18 protein-coding genes and 1 pseudogene are annotated in these 19,958 nt (G+C 58.1%); 11 read left to right on the top strand and 8 right to left on the bottom strand.

All coding sequences use genetic code 11. The features are described 5' to 3' along the window. Positions 1–191: 191 nt before the first annotated feature. Positions 192–1,418 carry a maltoporin gene (locus PMI27_RS25225; RefSeq protein WP_008145818.1) on the top strand — a complete coding sequence of 409 codons (1,227 nt, stop codon included), beginning with the start codon at positions 192–194 and terminating at the stop codon, positions 1,416–1,418. A 323-nt stretch (positions 1,419–1,741) separates the two neighbouring features. On the opposite strand, the gene PMI27_RS25220 is transcribed toward PMI27_RS25225, so the two are convergent. After that, complete coding sequence (locus tag PMI27_RS25220) at positions 1,742–2,665, bottom strand: LysR family transcriptional regulator (RefSeq protein ID WP_008145820.1); 924 nt, start codon at positions 2,663–2,665, stop codon at positions 1,742–1,744. Between the two features lie 103 nt (positions 2,666–2,768). Here PMI27_RS25220 and PMI27_RS25215 point away from each other — a divergent pair, with 103 nt between their 5' ends. The 4 genes and pseudogenes from PMI27_RS25215 to PMI27_RS31050 form a co-directional block, all read left to right on the top strand. Next, the gene (locus PMI27_RS25215; RefSeq protein WP_008145823.1) at positions 2,769–3,155 is read left to right on the top strand and encodes a VOC family protein; all 387 of its coding nucleotides are present in this window, start codon (positions 2,769–2,771) and stop codon (positions 3,153–3,155) included. A 69-nt stretch (positions 3,156–3,224) separates the two neighbouring features. Beyond that, a complete protein-coding gene (locus PMI27_RS25210) occupies positions 3,225–3,785 on the top strand; it encodes an ester cyclase (protein ID WP_008145825.1) in 561 nt (186 codons plus the stop codon). A 13-nt stretch (positions 3,786–3,798) separates the two neighbouring features. After that, positions 3,799–4,836, top strand: a complete 1,038-nt coding sequence (locus tag PMI27_RS25205) for a polysaccharide deacetylase family protein (protein ID WP_008145827.1) — start codon at positions 3,799–3,801, stop codon at positions 4,834–4,836. Between the two features lie 574 nt (positions 4,837–5,410). Then, a pseudogene (locus tag PMI27_RS31050) lies at positions 5,411–5,503 on the top strand (CBS domain-containing protein); the annotation flags it as partial. 278 nt (positions 5,504–5,781) lie between these two features. Here the strand turns inward: PMI27_RS31050 and PMI27_RS25200 are convergent. From PMI27_RS25200 to PMI27_RS25170, 7 genes are all read right to left on the bottom strand, one after another. Then, positions 5,782–7,269 (bottom strand): aldehyde dehydrogenase family protein, encoded by a 1,488-nt coding sequence (locus PMI27_RS25200; RefSeq protein ID WP_008145828.1) that lies wholly within the window; start codon positions 7,267–7,269, stop codon positions 5,782–5,784. Positions 7,270–7,534: 265 nt separating this feature from the next. Next, the gene (locus tag PMI27_RS25195; RefSeq protein ID WP_008145830.1) at positions 7,535–8,392 is read right to left on the bottom strand and encodes a GNAT family N-acetyltransferase; all 858 of its coding nucleotides are present in this window, start codon (positions 8,390–8,392) and stop codon (positions 7,535–7,537) included. A 59-nt stretch (positions 8,393–8,451) separates the two neighbouring features. Next, positions 8,452–9,636, bottom strand: a complete 1,185-nt coding sequence (locus tag PMI27_RS25190) for an NAD(P)/FAD-dependent oxidoreductase (RefSeq protein ID WP_008145832.1) — start codon at positions 9,634–9,636, stop codon at positions 8,452–8,454. Beyond that, the gene (locus PMI27_RS25185) at positions 9,633–11,024 is read right to left on the bottom strand and encodes an FAD/NAD(P)-dependent oxidoreductase (protein ID WP_024164524.1); all 1,392 of its coding nucleotides are present in this window, start codon (positions 11,022–11,024) and stop codon (positions 9,633–9,635) included. The genes PMI27_RS25190 and PMI27_RS25185 overlap by 4 nt, the downstream gene beginning before the upstream one ends. Further along, positions 11,006–11,314 (bottom strand): (2Fe-2S)-binding protein, encoded by a 309-nt coding sequence (locus tag PMI27_RS25180; RefSeq protein ID WP_024164525.1) that lies wholly within the window; start codon positions 11,312–11,314, stop codon positions 11,006–11,008. Before PMI27_RS25180 ends, PMI27_RS25185 begins: the two co-directional genes overlap by 19 nt. Continuing rightward, positions 11,311–11,730, bottom strand: a complete 420-nt coding sequence (locus PMI27_RS25175) for a RidA family protein (protein WP_008146444.1) — start codon at positions 11,728–11,730, stop codon at positions 11,311–11,313. The genes PMI27_RS25180 and PMI27_RS25175 overlap by 4 nt, the downstream gene beginning before the upstream one ends. After that, a complete protein-coding gene (locus PMI27_RS25170; RefSeq protein WP_008146446.1) occupies positions 11,720–12,856 on the bottom strand; it encodes a DSD1 family PLP-dependent enzyme in 1,137 nt (378 codons plus the stop codon). Before PMI27_RS25170 ends, PMI27_RS25175 begins: the two co-directional genes overlap by 11 nt. Before the next feature lie 95 nt (positions 12,857–12,951). Between PMI27_RS25170 and PMI27_RS25165 the strand changes: the two genes are divergently transcribed. The 6 genes from PMI27_RS25165 to PMI27_RS25140 all read left to right on the top strand — a co-directional run bounded on the left by PMI27_RS25165 (position 12,952) and on the right by PMI27_RS25140 (position 19,957). Further along, positions 12,952–13,836, top strand: a complete 885-nt coding sequence (locus PMI27_RS25165) for a LysR family transcriptional regulator (RefSeq protein WP_008146447.1) — start codon at positions 12,952–12,954, stop codon at positions 13,834–13,836. A 529-nt stretch (positions 13,837–14,365) separates the two neighbouring features. Continuing rightward, positions 14,366–15,034, top strand: a complete 669-nt coding sequence (locus PMI27_RS25160; protein WP_008146451.1) for a haloacid dehalogenase type II — start codon at positions 14,366–14,368, stop codon at positions 15,032–15,034. A 36-nt stretch (positions 15,035–15,070) separates the two neighbouring features. Beyond that, entirely contained in the window at positions 15,071–16,345 is a 1,275-nt protein-coding gene (locus tag PMI27_RS25155; protein ID WP_008146453.1) for an NAD(P)/FAD-dependent oxidoreductase, read from the top strand. Positions 16,346–16,438: 93 nt separating this feature from the next. Next, a complete protein-coding gene (locus PMI27_RS25150; protein ID WP_008146455.1) occupies positions 16,439–18,085 on the top strand; it encodes an ABC transporter substrate-binding protein in 1,647 nt (548 codons plus the stop codon). A gap of 46 nt (positions 18,086–18,131) precedes the next feature. After that, positions 18,132–19,088, top strand: coding sequence for an ABC transporter permease (locus PMI27_RS25145; RefSeq protein ID WP_008146458.1), 957 nt, complete (start codon positions 18,132–18,134; stop codon positions 19,086–19,088). Next, positions 19,085–19,957, top strand: coding sequence for an ABC transporter permease (locus tag PMI27_RS25140; RefSeq protein ID WP_008146460.1), 873 nt, complete (start codon positions 19,085–19,087; stop codon positions 19,955–19,957). Before PMI27_RS25145 ends, PMI27_RS25140 begins: the two co-directional genes overlap by 4 nt. Position 19,958 lies beyond the last annotated feature (1 nt).

Consider the following 19,958-nt stretch of genomic DNA (forward strand, 5'->3'; position numbering starts at 1 on the left):
CTCGTCTGGTCACTTTGCGCCGGCAATGCCTGGATTTTTCTCATTGGTTCAGCGGTGCCTTTTCTATTCGATTTAACTTGGTATTTCCCTTTCTGAAACAGGTGCGTGGGAGTTAACCGCGTACTTTGATTAAAAGCGTGCTGTTCGCGTCGGCCTTATCCAATAAATATAACAAACAAAAGGTGTTATGAATGAACGTTAAAACTCTCAGCGCAGTTCTGGGTGCGTCCTTTGCTGTCGGCTTTTTGCCCGTTGACGCGTATTCAACAGACTTCAGTGGTTATTTCAGAACCGGAGTAGGGGATTCGACTCAAGGAGGGAAACAGTCGTGTTTCCAGCTACCGGGCGCGCAATCCAAATACCGTCTTGGCAACGAATGTGAGCAATATCTGGAGCTGGATTTGCGCCAGGATCTGCTTTCACTGGACGACGGCTCGGTGGTCAGCGTGGAAGGCATGGCACAGTTTTATAACGAATATGGCCATGAACCAAAATTTGACGGGGAGCACGGCTATACGCGGATGAGCCAGCTCTACGCTGAGTGGAGCAAGATGCCGGCATTGAATGGCGGTTCTTTCTGGGCGGGCCGTCGTTACTACAACCGAAACGACATCAATATTTCCGACTACTTCTACTGGAACCAAAGCTCAACAGGCTTTGGGTTCGACCAGGTCGCATTGGGAGATCTGAAATACAGCTACGTGTTCTCACGCAAGGACAACGTCTTCCAAAAGGATTTTGTTACCCGTCATGATGTGACCGTCAGCGGATTCAACACAAATCCCGGTGGCGAGGTTCAACTGGGCGTCAGTTATCTGGACAAGCCGAGCCGCGAGAATGCTCATCAGGGCTGGTCGGTGGTTGCCCAGCACAAGCAGGTCGCGTTTCTTGGCGGAGTCAACAAGTTCGCTGTTCAATACGGCCGAGGGCCGGGCACCGCATTGGGCTACACCGGTGATACCACGTTGGATGAGAGCAACAAGAGCTGGCGGCTCGTGGAGTTTTTCGACTGGCAAATGACCCATGCTTTTAGTGGTCAAGTTGAATTGGTCTATCAAAAAGACACGCGCCCTGATGGTGATGATCAGAACTGGTTATCCATTGGTGTTCGGCCAATTTATGCGTTCACGGACCAGTTCAAGTTGATCACCGAAGTTGGGCGCGACCAGGTTGAAGCTGCAGACGGTACCCGAAAACTCACTAAGTACACCATCGCGCCTACCTGGTCACCGAAGGGCCCTGGATTCTGGGACAGGCCGGAATTTCGTCTGTATTACACCTACGCTACCTGGAACAAGGTTGCGCAACGCGCCGCCAGCTTGCAATCTCCGGGATCGGCGCTGTCTGATACCGGTGCGTTTGGTACAGACCTGCAAGGTTCCAACGTAGGTGTTCAGGTCGAGTATTGGTGGAAATAAGTCCTGAAATGACAGGGCTGACAATCAGCCCGGATCTGCTTCGACAACTGCGGATAGCGAGGGCAATCCAACGCTTCCTCTCAAGCAGGAAGTGGTGAACCGCGAGAGGAAGTGAGCGAGTCAGAGGGTGCTGAACGTTGTGACGTTCAGCACCCTGGTCGATCGAACATTGTTGAAGTTTTTTCAGGCGAGTCACTCAGAGTGAGAGACAACGTCACCATCCTTTTATCCAGTGATCGAGTTTGTAATCGCGCACTGATGCACCGGCGCGAAAGTCACCTATGCCGCCGCTTCGTCGCTTCTTGCAGCTGCATTCGAAAGTATCAGCTCAAATATTCGTCCAGGTTGCTGGATTCTTCTGCAAAGCGCTCGATCAGAAATTCGAGAAGGGCGCGTACGCGAGGTGCCATATACCGGTTACGTTGATATAGGGCATGTACCGGCGCGTCCTCAGACCGCCACTGCGGCAATAGAATCTTCAAGCGTCCTGCTCGTAGGTCTGCGCCAATATCCCACATCGATTTCATTGCAATGCCGTAACCGTGAACCGCCCACTCTCGAGCAACCGCGCCATCATTCGTCTCGCGAGCGTTTGCAAGCGGGACCCTATAACTTTCGACTTTGTCATTTCGGCTGAAGCGCCAGTCGTTTGCAGGCCCGGCGACAGAGTTAAGGACAATGCAGTCGAAACGTTCCAAATCCCGTGGATGTTCGGGGGCGCCGTGTTTTGCCAGATATCGAGGCGATGCACACAGCACGCGCCGATTGGGTGCCAGGGGGCGGGCAACGAAGGAACTGTCCGGCGGCACGCCAAATCGGATGGCGAGATCAATATCGTCTTGCAACAAATTCGACAGCGAATCCGACAGCACCAGCGCGAACCTCACCTCAGGGTATTGCGTGTTGAACTGGTCAAGCCAGCTCTTTAACACGTTGCGACCGAAATCCGAGGTAGCGGATATTCGCATCTTGCCACCCACGACGCTTTTCCCAGCTTGGAGAAAGGCATTGCCATCGTCGAGTGCCTGGAGTGCCTGCTGGCAATAGGACAAATACGTCCGCCCTTCATCCGTCAAGCGCAGGTGGCGTGTCGTGCGCTCGAACAGGCGCGTATGCAACACAGATTCGAGCTTAACCAGGCGCGCACTCGCGGCAGCGGGGGATAGCCCGAGCTTGCGACCTGCAGCCGACAATCCACCGAGATTTGCTGCTTCGACAAACAGCCTGATGTCGCCTAGGTAGTCCATGATATTTCGAAATTTTTTGAAAGTTATTCAAATAATACGCCAATTATCAAATTGAGGAGGGCTACGCAAAATAGCGGCATGAACAAACAGCCAGAGTCTCGTCATGAAGCTTGACCATGCAACGATCGTCACCGGAGACCTCGAAGGCGCACGGCGCTTTCTTTGCTCCGTCGTTGGCCTCAGCGAGGGTCCACGTCCGCCATTCGGCGTAAGTGGCTACTGGCTTTATGCAAACGGGCAGCCGGTCATTCATCTGATCGAAGCGGCCGCCGCCTCGTCTGGGAAACCAGTTCCCCCTCGTATTGACCATATCGGATTGCGCCTCAACAGCCTTCAGGAATGGTCGCAGTCGCTCGATCGGATTCGACTCAGCGGCGTTCACTATGGGCTCAATGAAGTGCCGCTTGCGGGCGAACGCCAGTTGTTCGTCGCAATGGCATCCGGCGTCGTCATCGAACTGGTCACCAATCAGCAATCAGTCATCCCCTGAGCAGCCGAGCCTTTATCAAACTGCGGTTCGACCGTGTATCCCTCATTACCTATCGATTGGAGAATCCTCATGTCGCTTTTGCCTGTTGCGCGCCTGACCCGCGCAAGTTGTTGGTTACTCACTTCTCTGGTCACCGTCGCGCTGACCCCCGTCTTCGCCGCGACCGATTCGCTCGTCCAGCCCCGCACTGTGATCGTCGATCATAGTCTTGCGAAAACACAGGTCGAGGCGCAGATCCTGGCCGCACGCCGCTATGGCACGTTCTGGACCACCGGCGACGAAGCTCTCGCGCACGCCGCCCTGGCACCCGACTTCAAGGATTCAACACTGCCGCCAGGTCGCCCCCAAGGCATCACCGGGCCGATCACGGCATCGAAAACGATGCATGCGGCTATTCCCGATATCCAGTGTGAAGTGGAGCAGATGATGGTGGTTGGCGACCGAGTCATCGCTCATTTGCATTTCACCGGCCACTTTACCGGCCAGTTCAAGAGCGTCCAGGGCAAAGGGCAGCCGATCGACTTCATCGCGACCGATATTTATCGCGTCGTCGAAGGTCGCATCGCTGAGAACTGGCATCTCGAAGACAATCTGACTCTGCTGCAACAGCTCGGCTTGATTGCCAAGTAAGGATATTTCACTGATGAACATTGACCATGAACCCATTGCTGACGGCCCGAATACATTGGAGCAAGTCAGCCGCCGGACGTTTCTCAATCGAGCCGGGGCGGCAGCGGGCGTTCTTGCTGCGAGTGCGGTGTTCCCTACCGTCGCAGCCGCGCAAGCTGCTCCCTCCACGTCAAAGCTCGTGACTACGCCACGCCATGGTCAGTTCTGGCCTGACGGCATTCGGCTGGTCATTTCCATTTCCATGCAATTTGAGGCGGGTGGACAGCCGTCCAAAGGTACGGACAGTCCTTTCCCCAAGGTAGATTTTCCGCCGGACATTCCATCGGATCTAGCAGCCAATACCTGGTTCGCCTACGGCTATCGCGAGGGAATTCCACGCATGCTCGATCTGTGGGATCGCCACCATGTCAAGGTGACCTCGCACATGATCGGCGAGGCCGCTCGGCGGCATCCCGAAATGGCAAGAGAGATCGTTGCGCGCGGCCATGAAGCGGCCGGACACGGTCCTCGCTGGAGTTCCCAGTATGCGATGAGCCGCGAGGAGGAGAAGCAGTTCCTCATCCAGGCAGCCAGCATGGTCGAAGAAGTCACGGGCCAGCGACCGATAGGCTACAACTGCAACTGGCTGCGGCGTGGTCCGAACACGTTGTCGTTGCTACAAGAGTTGGGCTACGTCTACCACATCGATGATTTGAGTCGCGATGAGCCTTTCATCGAACAGGTCAACGGCAAGGACTTCGTCGTGGTGCCATATACGCTGCGCAACAACGACATCCTGCTGATCGAAGGCCGCAACTATTCGCCGACCCAGTTCCTGGAGCAGATCAAGCTGGATTTCGATCAACTCTACGAAGAAGCCGGCACACGCCGCCGCATGATGTCGGTCAGCGCTCATGACCGCATCAGCGGCTCGCCGCAGATGGTGAGGGTCTGGGACGAGTTTCTGCGTTACGCCAAAAGCCGGCCGGGGGTCGCATTCATGCGCAAGGACGAGATTGCACGCTACATCCAGAACAGCCCGCTGACTTTGCGCGAAGCTGAAACACTATAAAAACGGCCCGAATTGCGGCCGTCATGGCGCTTTTCGTTTGACGCTATGTGAAACGATCGGCTGTGGCATGTCGGTCGGATGTCCCATCCCGACTTCCACAACGGCGAGTTTCCGGTCGCGCCTTCGGCGGTTCCGTTCGACGTGTTGGCGACCGATCTGGCCGAGCGCGATGCCGCGACGCTCCGATTTTGCCGAAGAAGCTATCCGCGTTCTCGCCGGCCAATCGATGTCCTGGGCTGTACTTGAAGCCTTCAGCAATCTGCTTCAGAGCGATGGTGCGGAAAACCTCCTTGTTGCGCTCGATCCAGCCAAAAGAAACCCCTTGGATTTCAATGGGTCGGATACCAGGTGCGAGTCTCGTTTCCCGCTCCAAATATTGCGCTGCAGAGTTCCACTGAATTCTGCAAGCGACTGAAATCAGGACCTTCGGGTCCTTTTTTCGTTCCGGCGGGAACCACTGAAATCCGGCGCCATCCAGTGCTTTTAAGTCCTGATTTGAGTCTCGAATGAGAATCTTGAATTCGGACGCGCACTGAATCGGTTTGTTGCTGGAGCAGCTTGGATAGCGAGATGAGGATTTGGCCCGATTGGTGATCTGGTCAAGGCTTCAATTACAGAACAAGCAGACCTGATTCTGCAACTCGAACAGTATATTCGCGGTCACTAATTGCCTGCCCACGGGCGCAAGAAATTTTGCTCGGGCAAAAAAGGGAGTCTTGGAAAGTGAGCAGGGCTTTGAGGTAACAACCTCATTTCTGAATGGCCGGAAGCACTATCAGGCGTTCACTGACGAACAGCAACAGCCTAGCGACTCTTGTCGGCGGGCGAACTCTGGATGAGGGGGGCCTCTCATTAGCCTCGGCCTATTGGAAGGCCGAGGTTTTTCGTTGGCCCCGAGCACCAGCACCACGTCCGGTACGATGAACCCTTGGGTGCACCGCTTTTCTACGTGCGCGAAGGCGAATCCAGCGATCCGCCAAATCCAATGATTGCTTTGGTTTCCAGGTATTCCTCAAAGCCGTAGACACCGTACTCACGACCATTACCCGATCGCTTATAGCCACCGAACGGAGCCATTGGATTCCAGGCGGGGTAGTTCAGATGCACTTGTCCTGCTCGAATACGAGAGGCAACGGCACGCGCAAGATCAAGGTTCTGCGCCTGAACATGGGCGCCCAGCCCATATACCGTGTCGTTTGCGATAGCGACCGCCTCATCGATCGTTTCATACGGAATGATGCACAACACTGGGCCAAAAATTTCTTCTTGAGCGATCCGCATGGCGGAATCGACTTCGGAGAAAATAGTCGGTCGGGTATAGAAGCCTTTTTCAAAACCCGGCACACGTCCTGGTCCACCGCAAACGAGTTTTGCGCCTTCGTTCAGGCCGGCCTCGATCATTGCTTGCACGCGATTGAACTGGGCCTCGTTGGCAATGGGACCGAGTACCGTCTCTTCCGATTGCGGGTCACCCACGATGATTGCATTGGCGGTTGCGGCAGCCAGCGATTCGACTTCCGCCAGCCTGTCCTTTGGAACGATCATTCTTGTCGGGGCGCTGCACGATTGTCCGACGTTGCGAAAGGCAGACATCACTCCCAGCGGGACGGCTTTGGCGAAGTCAGCGTCGGGAAGAAAAAGATTCGGCGACTTGCCTCCCAGTTCTTGTGTGACGCGTTTCACCGTATGGGCGGCCGCCTGTGCGACCAGCGCGCCCGCGCGGTTGGAGCCGGTAATCGAAATCATATCGATATCGGGATGCGCGGCCATGGCTGCGCCGACCTCGGGACCACTTCCGTTCACTAGGTTGAAGACGCCAGGAGGGAGGCCTGCGTCATGCACCAGTTGTGCAAAAAGAAGGGCGCTCAGAGGTGACAGCTCGCTCGGTTTCAAGACCACTGTGCACCCGGCAGCAATCGCCGGGGCAACTTTTGCGGTGATTTGATAAAGCGGCCAGTTCCACGGAGTGATGAGACCGCAGACGCCTATGGGTTCGCGTTCAATCGCGGTGCCGCCTTCAACTGTTTGGAAACGATAGGTGGACAGGAGATCACGTGCGACCCGAACGTGTTCGGCCGCCAGAGGCACTTGCATTGCCCGTGCGAAACCGATGGCAGCGCCCATTTCCAGAGAGAGAGCCTGCGCAAGAACCTCTTTGCGCTCAAGGATGAGGTCATAGATCTTTCCAAGGACAAGCGCACGCGACTTCGCGGAGGAAGCAGACCAACCAGGAAACGCTGCACGCGCCGCGGCTACTGCCCGATCAACATCCTCGGCAGAGCCACGCGCGACCTCAGCTACAACGGCTTCACTTGCCGGATTGACCACAGGCAAACTTGCCGGGATTGCAGGGGAAGACCAACAGCCGTTGATATAAAACTTGTGAGACGTTTGTGGATCAACGCTGTAGTTATTCGAAGATTGTGTTGTCATCCAACTAGCTCCTTGGAGCGGTAATAGGCGCTGCGAACAGCAGGGCCGGGGAGGTCGCGAGTCAGAGCATCACCGTAGCGACCAGTACATCCCTAGGGCCCTGTCACATCAATAAACTAACAAAATGGCTCAGGCAAAATATGCCGTTGTTCAAGTCGGCAAAGGATAATCTGCTGTATCTGCCGGGCTAACTTTGCATCAATGCAACTGAGCCGCTTACGTTGGCATTGCGTTCCGATAAAACCCTTGCTGGCGGTCGTGATCGCTAGCCGATAGCTTGAGTAACCAGAGCAAACTGCTCGATTCCGCCGCTTGATTGCGGGGGCACGCCGAGAACCATTCGCGGCGCTCTGTCGACGCACTGCAACCCCAGGCTCTCCAACCAGCCGGCCAACCCGCAATCGGCCAGAATGTCGAAGCGAACAAAGGCACCGGGTATCAAACGCAGAAGGAGGGTAATCAAGTGCTGGGCCTGTTCCAGGTTTTGTGCGACAACCGGACCAATGATATGGCCACGGCCAAAACGGCGGAGCAGGGCAGTCCCTTGTAGTTTTCCATCCACGTCAATGCCGACCACGTACTCGGCCATCGGGAGCAAATCGTTGAGTACCGCTGTGCGGTCAAGGCCGCTACCAGCATTGGCCAATTCAATCAGCCTTGGGTAATCGGCTGGGCCTAATGCGTGACAATAAGAACCCTTGATCAAAGGGCTCAGCTCTGGTGTCTGTGGCACGCCTTGATGCTGCTGGATTCGCGCGAAGTCGACGAATCCCATGCTTGCATAGAGCGGTGCGCCCGACTCGGTGGCATTGAGAATCGGCGTGCGTGGTGCAGTGGCTTCCAGGCACAGGTTCATCAGTCGACGTCCGATCCCCTTTCCTTGGTGCTCATCACTCACGATCACCAGGCCGATGGAGGAATAAGCACCTTGATGGCAGGCGAATGCTACGCCGACCAACTGACCGTTATGTTCCGTGACAAAGCCTTCGGACGTGCGCTGTACCATGGCCCAGTCTTCTTCTCGGTGAGGCCATTTCAGGTGCACGGAGAGAGCATGTGCCGCAGGCATGTCGGCCGCGGTTACAGTGCGGTAAAGATAGGCAGAATCTGACGTTGCAGGCATGGAGCCTCCTTGAAGATGGCGATCTTGAGTGGGGCGATCAGGGAGTTGCGGTGCGCGGCTCATATAAGTTTGCCTGTGCTGAGGAGGCTTGTAGATAACGGCATCGCAATCGCGGATGGGTTAGTAAACCGACGGATATCGAATGGACTGATCAAGGTGCTGGTACTGCCGGTGCTGATCAGTTCGGCCATCACGTCGCCGACGCCCGGTCCGAGCTGGAAGCCATGGCCGCAGAAGCCGAAGGCATAAAACAAGCCGTCGACGGTGCCGCTGGGGCCGATGACCGGCAGGGAGTCCGGCGTATAGCTCTCGATGCCGCTCCACACCCGGATGATGTTCAGCTTCTCGGCCCCCGGCAGCAGACGGCGCATTTGCCGCATCTGGTTGAGCAGGCTTTCCGGCTTGAAGTAGGCGCGCCGGTTGAACATGTCTGGTTTGCAGCGGTTGCCGCCGCCGATGATGATGTTGCCGCGGGGGATCTGGCGGAAGTAGATCACCTCTTCCTTGATTTTGGTAAAGACGCCGATCACGGTCGGCAAGGCGTAGGGCACCGGCTCGGTCACCGACATCTGCGGACCATTGGGTTCCAGCGGCACCGGTTCGCCGAATTGCTCGGACAGCTTGGCGGCCCAGGCGCCCGCGGTGATCAACAGTTGCTGGGCGACGAATAGCTGGCCATCGGCGGTTGTGACGTGGAATTCGTCATTGATCTTCTGCACCTCGGCGACCTCGGTTCGCTCTTCGATCCGCGCACCAAGACGGCGGGCTGCCCGGGCAAAGGCCGGGGCGGCTAGACGCGGGTTGGCGTGGCCATCGTGGGGCGCATAGGAGCCGCCTTTGACTTCCGGGCCGAGGAACGGGAAACGGGCATGCAAGGCCTTGCCGGTGAGGATCTGCAAGTCCAGTTCACGGGCCTCCGGGGCCGCGGCATAGGCCTCCAGTTCAGCAATTTCATCTTCGCGATAACACACACGCATATGGCCGCTGGCGATGAACTCGAGGTCGTCGTCGATCAGCTCCGGCAGTCGTTTCCACAACGCCCAGGAACGGTTGGCCAGTTCTAGCTGGCCGAGGTAACGCCCCTGGCGTCGCACGTTGCCGAAGTTCACGCCGCTGGCGTACTGACCGATCTGGTCTCGCTCCAGCAGGGTGACCGAGTGTCCACGCTGGCGCAGGAAAAACGCCGACGTTGAGCCCATGATGCCGCCACCGATAATCAGGACATCGCTTTTTTGCGGTTTCATGAGGGCTCCTCGATGATCGTCATCGGTAAGGGTTTGACCGGGGCTTGACCGCGCTGACGACCGACCTGCTCCACGCAAACGCCGGCCGCCGCGGCAATCACTTCAGTCCCCGCCTGGGAGCAATAACGCCCTTGGCAGCGGCCCATGCCGACCCGGCTGAACGCCTTGGCCCGGTTGACTTCGCAGGCGCCTTTTTCCCGGACCACGGCCCGTAACTCGCCCGCGCTGATCATTTCGCAGCGGCAGACGATGGCCGTGTCCGGCAACGCTTTGGCTTGCGCCGCCGGCCAGGGAAACGCCTGGGCCAGGCCGAGACGAAACTCATCCATTACCGCCAGCGCGTGCCGTTGTTCGTCGCGCAACCCGATGTTCACCGGTTGCTGAAGATCCTCCAGCAGCGCCATGGCCACCAGTCTTCCGGCGTGCTCGGCGGCATCGGCACCGCGAATTTTCGAACCATCGCCGGCGGCATATACACCGCTGACCGAGGTCCGACCGTCTTCATCGACGGCCAGCCACCATTGGCCGGACGCTTCATCGAAGCGCATACGGCAACCGGCCAGGTCGGCCAATTGGGTTTCCGGGCGCAAGTGATAACCCAGGGCCACGGCATCGCAATCCACCGCCAAGGTCTCACCGCGCGCCGTGCGCACGCTTACGCCACTAACACCACTGGCCGCATCGCCGAGCACTTGCAGCGGCGAAATGCCCAGATGCACCGGGATCTTCGCTCGATAGAGCTGCGCCAGCAGTTTCATCCCGGTGAACAGCAAGCCGGGGCGTGCCAACAGCTTGGGCAATGCGCCGATTCGCTTGCTCAACGGCGAGGTGTCGAGCACCGCCGCCACCTTGGCGCCGGCCTTGACGTATTGGCTGGCGACCAGATACAGCAACGGCCCGCTGCCCATGAACACCACGCGGTGGCCGATGGACACGGCCTGGGACTTGAGCGCGATCTGCGCCCCGCCGAGGCTGTAGGTGCCCGCCAATTGCCAGCCTTCGATTGGCATCAAGCGGTCGGTGGCGCCGGTGCACAGGATCAGGGCGTCGTACTCCACCATCGAGTGCTTGCCCTGGCTAACGCAGCACAGTTGCCCCGGTGTCAAGTTCCACACCAGCGTGTCCGGACGGTAGTCGATCTGCCCGCGCAAGCGGTCAAAGCTATGGTGCAGGTCGTTGGCCTTGGCGGCTTCGGTGCCATACAGGGTGGCGTAATCGCGGGTAAAGCCTTCGGGCTGGCGACGGTAGATCTGCCCGCCATCCCGGCGATTCTCGTCGATCAAGATGGGCTTGAAACCAGCAGCGACCAGGGTTTCGGCACAACGTATGCCGGCCGGCCCGGCGCCGACGATAACGACTCGGTGAGTGCTCAGCCGCGCAGTGGCCATATCGCCTCCGGTTGTGTGGTGACAATATCCAGCCCTTCACGGACCTCATTGGAACAGGCGCGCAGGCGCTCGCCGCTGCGGGTCCAGACCCAACAATCCTGACACGCGCCCATCAGGCAGAAACCGGCGCGGCGACCCGAATCGAATTCCGATTGGCGCAGTGCCGCGCCCTGAGTCAGCAGCGCGACCATCAGGGTGTCGCCCTGCAACGCTGTGATGGGCAAGCCGTCCACCCAAAGTTTTACGCAGAGGCGTTCGTGCTCTCCCAGTCTTGCAAGGCGCCCCGTCATAGGTAGGTTTCCTTTTGTTCACCGCGGGCCAGTGCTTCGATTTCGATCAAGTAACCATGATGCAAGACCGGAACGGGTACCACGGCGCGTGCTGGCCGATGTTCACCCAGGTAATGGGCATAAATCCGATCAAAGGCGGGCCAGTGTTCAATCCCTACGACATAGACAGTGACCTTCAGGAGGTCACTCGTACTCCGGCCCGCTTCGCTGAGGATCGCCATGAGGTTGTCGAGGGCGATTGATGCTTGAACCTCAAACGGTTGGTCGACACTGTGGTCGCCATTCGCGCGTACCGGCAGTTGCCCGGACACATATAAAACACCCTCGTGCAATACCGCCTGGGAGTAATGTCCACCCGGAGCTGCTGCATTAGCCGTGTGGATTAAGTCGATCGAACCTGCTTGATTACCAGCCATGTAGGCGACTCCAGGTGTGCACGAGACCCTCGGCGTCACAGGCGTGATAGTCCGGGAATTGCGCGCCCGTGGCACATGCATGGTTGGGCAGAATGCGCAGACGGCTGCCGATGGGGAAGCGCGCTACGATGTTGGCGCTCTCGGCCGCTCCAAGGGTGATGATGCCGTGTTCCTGGTTGGCGCCAGTGACCAGCGCGCCCTCGATCCAGTCGCCAGCTTCGGTACACACCTGTCCGTAACCGAAGTCCTGTCGCTGGCGTTGCGTGCCGCGATCACGACTCATGGCCATCCAGCCGGCATCGGTGATGATCCAGCCTTTATCTTGCTGGTGGCCGATGACGGTGGTCAGCACGCTCAGTGCCAACTCGTCTGTCTGGCAGACGCCGATGTTGTGCATTACCAGGTCGAAGAACACATAGACGCCTGCGCGTACTTCAGTGACGCCTTCCAGACTCAGTGCCGACAGTGCCGTGGGAGTGGCGCCGATGCTGACCTCTGGACACGCCATCCCGGCGTCGCGGATTCTTTCGGCGGCGCTGACGCAGAGGAAGCGTTCTTGTTCGGCCAAAATCTGCAGCGCTTCAAGATTGTCGAGTTCGTAACTGGACCCGGCGTGGGTCATCACGCCTCGCAATTGCATGCCCCCCTCAACAAGGACACGTGCGACGTCTATGAGTGCGTTGTCTTCAACGGTCAGACCGGATCGATGGCCGTCGCAATCTATCTCGATCCAGACCTCGAATCGTTCGTCGTGTTTCTGCCCGAAGGAGACGATGGCTTGAGCCCCGATCACACTGTCGGTGAGCACGCTCAGCTTGCAGCCTTTGCGCCTGAGTGTCAGTGCTGGGACCAATTTGCCGGGCGCTATTGCAACGGCGTAGAAAATGTCGCTGATGCCTTCAGCGAAACAATGCTCAGCTTCCTTCAGGGTGGAAACCGTGACACCGCTTGCGCCAGCGGCTATCTGAGCCTTGATCACGGGGAGGCATTTGCTGGTTTTGATGTGTGGGCGCAAACGCACACCCAGGGTATCCATGCGTTGCTGCATGCGCTGGATATTGCGCTGCATTTTCGGGACATCGACTATCGCGACGGGTGTGTCGAGGGAGGCAATAGGGGCTGACATGACAGGACTCGGGTGGCTGGGTATGGGGTTCACTCTACTCAGCTGTCATGAAGTTGTGGTTCAATGAATCGTCATCAATCATTAAGTAAAATTGAATGATCTCCGTCGAAGACCTACGTCTGGCCGTAACGCTGGCGCGCTCCGAGTCTTTAAGCGCTGCCGCCAGAGTCCTCAATGTCTCACCACCGGCGTTGTCCATGCGTCTGCGTAAACTGGAGACGCTGCTGGGTCTGACCCTGGCCAATCGCGATGCCCGGCGCCTGAGTCTTACTGTCGATGGTGAGCGTTTCTCCCGTGAATGCGCGATCTTGCTGGAACAGCTGGATGCGCTCCCGGAATCCTTCAAGCAACAAGACGAGCGGCTGGTGGGCACACTCAGGCTGGCGGCGCCGTTCGGCTATGGGCGACAGCGCATTGCGCCTCTGCTGGCCCGTTTTGCCAGGTTGCATCCACAGCTGTGCCTGCACCTGGATTTACGCGAAACGCCGTGGCCTGATCGTCACGACAGCGATGCGGTGATCCACATCGGTAACCTCAACGACAGCCTGTGGATCGCCAGGCCACTCACACAAAACAACCGATGGTTATGCGCCAGTCCGGCCTATCTTGAGCAGCACGGTGTACCGTCGTTGCCGGAGCAACTCGCCGAGCATCGCTGCATTTGCATTCGTGAGAATGATGAAGATGTCACGCTGTGGCATATGCGAAAGGGGCAGGGGCGCAAAACGTTGCGCATCGAACCCGTATTGTTGAGCAACGATGGAAGCGTAGCCCGGCGTTGGGCCGAGCAAGGCTTGGGGTTGGTGTTACGTTCGCAATGGGATGTCAGTGACGCAATCGCCAACGGCAGCCTGATACGGGTGTTGGCGGATTGGCAATTCGACAGCGCACCGATCAACCTGTTGGTGCCCTCACGCAAACTCCGCAGCCCTCGCGTACAGGCATTGGTGGCATTCCTGGAAGATGCATTGAAAGCATGATCAGGGCGAGAAGCAGCACGGATCACTTCGTTGGTCAGCACCGGTTGGCGATGCATGATCGGCGTTATTCAAATATCTGTTGAGGGGATTACATCTTTTCTTTCAGGTATCAAATTTTGCTCATTTGACCGCTTCCCTGTTACAGCGAACACCGACTCCGGTGGTAATTGGCCCCGTCTCTCCCTCGCAGCACAATCAGCGGGCGTATCCTCAGGGGATGCGCCCGTTCTCGTTCCACCAGTCGTAGATTCTGCCGCACGTTGCGTTGTGCATGGCTCGTCGGCGCACCATAACAGTCCACAAAGGCATAGAAACAGGGGTGGAGCGCCTGAGTCTGGAGCATCCCGCAAAGTCTGCTGAGCAAGCCCTGCAAAACGGTGGTTTGTACCAAGCAGCCTATACTTTTAACAGTTTATGCATGGTCTCTTGGTGTTGTAATAATTCCGTGATGCAGCGTTGCACCGATGCTTCCCGAACGGTGTAACTGCTTGCCCCGTCATGACCTCAACAATCATCCAGGACTGCACTCATGAGCTTTCTTCGACCCAAGTTTATTACCTTTGACTGCTACGGCACGTTGACCAACTTTCAAATGGGAAACATGACGCGCGAACTGTTCGCCGATCGTGTCCCTGCCGAGCAAATGGATCAATTCGTCAAGGACTTCTCCGCCTATCGCCTGGATCAGGTGATGGGTGACTGGCGGCCATATGATGAGATTATCAAGACCTCCTTGGCGCGGGTCTGCAAACGTTGGGGTGTCGAGTACAAAGGCGAAGGCCAGCTTTACTACGATGCCGTACCGACGTGGGGTCCGCATGCTGACGTGCCGGCTGGCCTGGCGAAAATCGCCGACAAGATTCCGCTGGTGATTTTCTCCAACGCGATGGACGAGCAGATCATGTCCAACGTCGACAAGCTCGGCGCGCCTTTCCATAAAGTCTTCACTGCCCAGCAAGCTCAGGCCTACAAGCCGCGCCTGGCTGCCTTCGAGTTCATGCTCGACAACCTCGGCTGCGGGCCGGAGGACGTTCTACATGTGTCCTCGAGCTTCCGTTATGACCTGATGCCGGCCCACGACATGAAGATCAAGAACAAGGCCTTCGTTGCCCGTGGTCATGAACAGCCGGCGAATGCCGTCTATGGCTACCACCAGATCCCCGATATCGGCGGGTTGGCCGGGTTGGTCGGTCTCTGAGTCTCAAGGCACTCTTCAAGGCGAAAGGGGTTAGACATGGGCAGTGAGTCCTATTGGCTCGATACCGCACCGGCATTCACCGGTGCTCAGCTCGGTGCATTGCCCGGGCAGGTCGATGTGGCCATCGTCGGTGGTGGTCTCACCGGCCTGGCGGCGGCCCGCACCTTGGCCTTGAAGGGGGCCAGTGTGGTGGTGCTGGAAGCTGGGCGGGTGATTGGCGAAGCTTCGGGGCGCAATGGCGGCCAGTGCAACACCGGCGTTGCCCAGGACTACGCAGCACTCAGTGCCAGCCTTGGCGCTGATAAGGCGCGTGCTTATTACCAGGCCTATGAAAGCGCCGTACAGAGCGTCGTCTCTTTGGTGGAGCAGGAGCAAATTGCCTGCGACCTCAAACGCAATGGCAAGCTCAAACTGGCCGCCAAACCGATGCATTACGAAGGCCTGGCGCGCACCTGCGAATTGATTCGGCGAGAGGTCGATGCCGATGTCGAGTTGCTGTCCGCGCAAGAGGCCCGCGTGGAAGTCAATTCGGCCCAGTTCCATGGTGGGCTGCTGCAGCGCAACGGCGTGCAGATGCACGTTGGGCGCTTCGGTGTCGGGCTGGCCGAGGCGGCGGCACGTCACGGCGCATTGATTTTCCAAGGTGTGTCGGTGACGGACTGGAAAGCCCGTGCCGGCGGCTATCAGGTCAACACCACCAAGGGCTCGCTGCACGCCAAGCAGGTTTTACTGGCCACAGGCACGTGCCAGCAGGGCGGATTGGGCTGGTATCGGCGGCGGATCGTACCGGTGGGCAGTTTCGTTATCGCCACCGAGGTGCTACCGCAGGCCCTGATCGACAGCTTGCTACCGGCACGGCGTTCCTATGTCACCAGCCGCATGATCGGTAACTACTTCCGCCTGACGCCGGACAACCGCTTGCTGTTTGGCGGCCGTGCGCGGTTTGCCATGTCTGACAGCGTTTCCGACGCCAAGAGCGGCAAAGTGTTGCAAGCGGCGATGGTCCAGATGTTCCCGCAGTTGGCGGGCGTGAAGATCGACTATTGCTGGGGTGGGTTGGTGGACATGACCTCTGATCGGTTGCCCCGGGCCGGCCAGCATGGAGGTGTTTATTACTCCATGGGTTATAGCGGTCATGGGGTGCAGATGTCGGTGCACATGGGGCAGGTCATGGCCGAGGTCATGGCCGGCAAGGTCGAAGCCAATCCTTGGCGCGAACTCGACTGGCCGGCAATTCCCGGTCATTTCGGCAAGCCCTGGTTTCTGCCTCTGGTAGGTGCGTATTACCGCCTGCAGGACTATCTACATTGAGTTCATGTGGTTGCTTTTCATTTTTACGTTTCAATCACGCTGCGCTTAATCGCCAGCAATCGAGCCCTATCATTGACGAAAGGTAGATCTGACATGACTGACAACAAAAAAAATATCGACTCCCAGTTGATCACCGGTGAAGAAAGTCTGCGCGTATTCGAAGGGCTCAATCGCGGCATGTCGCGCCGCAATGCGTTGCAGATGCTGGGGTTGGCCGGGGTGGCTGTCGCGGGTGCCAGTAGTCTGTTCGGCGCCGCCGGCAAGCTGTTTGCCGATGAAGAAGCCGCAACCCCTGGCAAAGGAAAACCAGGCGGACGGATTCGCGTTGCCGGTCAGACCTCTTCCACCGCCGACACCCTCGATCCGGCCAAGGGCTCATCGTCAACCGACTACGTGCGTCATTACATGTTCTACAACGGCCTGACGCGTTTCGACAGCCATATGGTCCCGCAGCTGGAGTTGGCCGAGCGCATTGAAACCACTGACGCCAAGCTCTGGGTCATCACCCTGCGCAAGGAAGTGACTTTCCATAACGGCAAGGCCCTGACAGCCGCCGATGTGGTGTTTTCTCTGTTGCGGCACAAGGATCCAATCACCGGTTCCAAGGTCCTGCCACTGGCGGAGCAGTTCGCCGAAGTCAAGGCCAACGGCACCCACGAAGTGCAGATACAATTGAGCGGCCCAAATGCTGAACTGCCGTCGATTCTTGCCATTTCCCACCTGCTGATCGTGCCCGAAGGCACGAGCGACTTCAGTCAGGGGATCGGTACCGGTCCGTTTAAGGTCAAGGAGTTCAAGCCGGGTGTGCGTTCGATCGGTGTGCGTAACACCAGTTACTGGAAACCGGGCTTGCCATACTTGGACGAGATCGAATTCATCGGTATCGCCGACGAGCCGTCACGGGTCAACGCGCTGTTATCGGGCGATGTGCAGATCATTAACGAGGTTAACCCGCGCTCAACGGTCCGCATCAAGGGCAGCACCAAGCATCGAGTCGTGGACTCGCCGTCGGGTAACTACACTGACCTGATCATCCGTCAGGATCAGATGCCAGGCCAAAGCCCGGAATTCACCCAGGCCATGAAATTGCTTTTGGACCGGGAACAGATCAAATCGGCGATATTCCGTGGCTACGCGAGGGTCGGTAACGATCACCCAATTGCACCCGGTGCGCGCTTCTTCAACGCCGACCTGCCACAACGTATCTACGATCCGGAAAAAGCCAGGTTTCTGCTCAAAAAGGCCGGCATGGAAAGCATCTCTATGCCGCTGATGTGCTCGCCGGCCGCCACCGGTTCAGTGGACATCGCCGTGCTGCTGCAACAGTCGGCCAAAGAGGCCGGGCTCAAGCTCGACGTCAACCGCCTGCCGGGCGATGGCTACTGGTCCAATCACTGGGCGAAGCATCCGCTGACCTTCGGCAACATCAACCCGCGGCCCAATGCCGACATGCTTTTCTCGCAGTTCTTCCAGTCGACAGCACCCTGGAATGAATCCGGCTGGAAAAACGAACAGTTCGACCAGCTGTTAGTACAAGCCCGAGGTGAAACCGACGAGGCCAAGCGCGGCAAGATGTATGCAGATATGCAAACCCTGGTGCATGAGCACAGCGGTATCGGCATTCCGGTATTCATCAGCAACATCGATGGCGTCGACCAGCGCGTCAAAGGCTATGGCACCAACCCCCTGGGCGGTTTCATGGGGTACATGTTCTCCGAGCAGATCTGGCTGGACGCTTGATAACAGTCGGGTTTTTGCTGCAGCGATATTGCATGAGGATAGGGTGATGAATAGCAACACACTGTGGTTGATCGGCCGGCGCCTGGGCGCGGCGATCGTGACCTTGTTGATTGTGTCCATGGTGGTTTTCGCCATCACGGCGGTGCTGCCGGGGGACGCGGCGCAACAGTCTCTGGGGCAATTCGCCACGCCCGAACAGGTGGCAGCCTTGCGCCTGAAAATGGGGCTGGATCAGCCTGGTGTGTTGCGTTACCTGCACTGGTTGATGGGCCTGCTCAGCGGTGAGATGGGAGTGTCGGTATCCAACGCCATGCCGGTCAGCGACTTGATGGCCGGGCGAGTGCCCAACACCCTGATGCTGGCGGCCACCACGGCGCTGGTGTCAGTGCCGGTGGCTTTGATCCTGGGCGTCGGCTCAGCGATGGGCCGCGGTGGGCGCATCGACAGCTTCCTCAGCTTTTTCACCTTGACCATGGTGGCGGTGCCGGAGTTTCTGGTCGCGACCCTGGCGGTGCTGATTTTTGCGGTGAACCTGGGCTGGTTGTCGGCGTTGTCTTATTCCAGCGAAATCACCACACCACTGCAATTCCTGCGCACTTACGCGTTGCCGGTGATGACGCTGTGCTGCGTCATCGTCGCGCAAATGGCGCGTATGACCCGGGCGGCGGTGATCGATCAGCTCGACAGTCCTTACGTGGAAATGGCCCGGCTCAAAGGCGTGAGCAAGATGCGGATCGTCCTGCGCCATGCCTTGCCCAATGCCATCGGGCCGATTGCCAATGCCATCGCTCTGAGCCTGTCCTATCTGTTAGGTGGGGTGGTGATCGTCGAGACGATCTTCAACTACCCCGGCATCGCCAGTTTGATGGTCGACGCAGTGACGAACCGCGACATGGCGCTGGTTCAGGCCTGCACCATGTTGTTTTGTACGGCGTATCTGACGTTGGTGCTGATTGCCGACCTGTGCGCGATTCTTTCCAATCCGAGGCTGAGAAATCAATGAACAATCTCATTGTGAAATCGCCGCCTGCTGCGCCCGAACTGGCGGGGGGCAAGGTCTCCCATGGGTCCTGGCTCGGCCTGGCCGGTGCTGCGATGTGTGTGATCTGGTTGTTGGTGGCCATCTTCGGCCCGTGGCTGGCGCCACATCCGGTAGGGGAAGTGGTCTCTGATAATGTATTCGACAACCTGAGCATTGCTTACCCATTCGGCACCGATTACCTGGGCCGCGACATGCTCAGCCGGATCCTCGTCGGCGCACGCTTCACCGTCGGCCTGGCATTGGTGGCCGCGGTAATGGCCAGCGGTCTGGGGACCAGCTTCGCATTGCTGTCAGTAGTTTCACCAAAGTGGCTGGATGAGTTGATCAGTCGCCTGATGGACGCCTTCATTTCGATCCCGAGCAAGATGCTGGCGCTGATCATGGTCTCGGCCTTCGGCTCTTCGGTCACCTTGCTGATCTGCACGGCGGTATTGAGTTTCACCCCGGGCGCGTTCCGTATCGCCCGCAGTATGGCGGTGAATATCGAAGCGCTGGAGTACGTGCAAGTGGCCCGTACTCGCGGCGAGCGTCGGCTGTACGTCGCCTGCGTGGAAATCCTGCCCAACATTCTCAACCCGGTGCTGACGGATCTGGGGCTGCGCTTCGGTTACATCGTGTTGTTACTCAGTGGCATGAGCTTCCTCGGCCTCGGGGTGCAACCGCCTGACGCCGACCTTGGCTCATTGGTGCGCGAGAACATCGGCGGCCTCAACCAGGGTGCACCGGCCATCGTAATTCCGGCCCTGGCCATCGGCACCCTGACCATCGGTGTGAATCTGTTTATCGACCGGCTGTCGTCGCTGCGTAGTCGACGTTCGGGAGGCCATTGAA

It is taken from the genome of Pseudomonas sp. GM41(2012), from assembly GCF_000282315.2.
Classification (GTDB): domain Bacteria; phylum Pseudomonadota; class Gammaproteobacteria; order Pseudomonadales; family Pseudomonadaceae; genus Aquipseudomonas.